Source organism: Acidovorax facilis, from assembly GCF_023913775.1.
GTDB classification, from domain to species: domain Bacteria; phylum Pseudomonadota; class Gammaproteobacteria; order Burkholderiales; family Burkholderiaceae_C; genus Acidovorax; species Acidovorax facilis.
In genome coordinates, this window is record NZ_JAMXAX010000290.1 from 1 (window position 1) to 1,237 (window position 1,237).

The 1,237-nt window shown below is 63.8% G+C and carries 3 protein-coding genes; all 3 read right to left on the reverse strand.

Features of this window, described 5'->3' with window-relative positions; all coding sequences use genetic code 11:
• The coding region (locus NFX52_RS30205; protein WP_202907105.1) for a transposase at nt 1–299 on the reverse strand (299 nt) is incomplete at its 3' end.
• 104 nt (nt 300–403) lie between these two features.
• Nucleotides 404–745 carry an IS66 family insertion sequence element accessory protein TnpB gene (tnpB, locus tag NFX52_RS30210; RefSeq protein ID WP_055393704.1) on the reverse strand — a complete coding sequence of 114 codons (342 nt, stop codon included), beginning with the start codon at nt 743–745 and terminating at the stop codon, nt 404–406.
• Nucleotides 742–1,158: an IS66-like element accessory protein TnpA gene (tnpA, locus tag NFX52_RS30215; protein ID WP_055393706.1), complete on the reverse strand. Its 417-nt coding sequence runs from the start codon at nt 1,156–1,158 to the stop codon at nt 742–744. Before tnpA ends, tnpB begins: the two co-directional genes overlap by 4 nt.
• Nucleotides 1,159–1,237: the final 79 nt, after the last annotated feature.

A 1,237-nucleotide genomic window follows, 5' to 3' on the forward strand; every position in this document is an offset into this window, starting at 1 on the left:
CCCTGCTGCAAGGCGGCGAGCTGAGCTTGCAGGCTGGCCTGGTCGGCGGCCAGCGTCTCCTCGAAGATGTCGCGCTGCTCGGCGTTCATGGCTTCGGTCTTGGCACCGAACTTCCAGGCCTTCAGGCGGGCCAGTTGGAACGTGATGCTCTCGATCTTGGCGTCCTTGAACTTGATCGCCTGTGCCTGCGATTGGATGCGCTGGCTTTGCTCAGCGATGTGCTGGAGCATTTGTTCGGCCACAGCGGCCAATGCATCGGGGCTCAGAGCGCGCAGGTCCTGGGCTTGGAGAGCTCGCATGTCAAGCATGTGCACAGTGTGCCAAGACCAGCGCAATGAGGCCATTGGCAGTTATGCCAATTGCCTCGTGCCCGCCTTGCGATGCGCAATGACGGGTAGCGCAATTACATCCGCGTGATGACCTGCATTTGCGCGAGCCGCTGCCACGGCAGGCCCAGCACCAGCGCATCAAACTGCTGCTGCGTCAGAGTCATCGGCACTGCCCCGGCGTGCGCCTGCCGTGGCCAGTCGAAGCGCCCGGCGTTCAGGCGGCGCGCAGCACACCACACGCCAAAGCCATCGTGCACCAGCAGCTTGATGCGGGTGGCGCGCGCATTGGTGAACAAGTAACCGTGATGGGCCTGGGCACAACCGAAGACCTGCACGACACTGGCCAGCAGCCGATCGGCGCCGGCGCGCATGTCGGTGGGCTGAGCGGCCAGCCACAGGCGGTCGATGCGGATCATCGAAGCAACTCGCGCATCCAGGCCGCGCAGTCTGCCGCAGCTGTGATGGGCCAGGTCATCTCCATGGTCGTGGCGCCTCGGCGCAGTTCAACCCTGATCACAGGGGGCGTCTGCCCAGTGGCCTGCACAGGCGACTGCGGGGGCAGCTGCACGGGCAGGAATGCGGGTGTCGGCGTGCTTGTTGGCGCAGCGTCTGAAGTGTCGCGCAGCGTCATCTGATGACAGCCGCTGCGCGCATGCTCCTTGAGCCAGCGATGCAATACATTGGCGTTCATCCCATGGTGCATGGCCAGCGCCGCAATGGATGCCCCAGGCAGCTGGCAGGCCGCGACCAATTGGGCCTTGAACTGGCGGGTATAGGTCCGGTGGGTACGCCGCGTCGCATATCTCGGTGTCTCTGAATCTTTGAGCATGGTGTCCACGATGGTTTACGTGCACACGATCTTGCGAGATGTCGCGGGACTGTTCAAGGTGGTACGGCTGGTCGCTTAC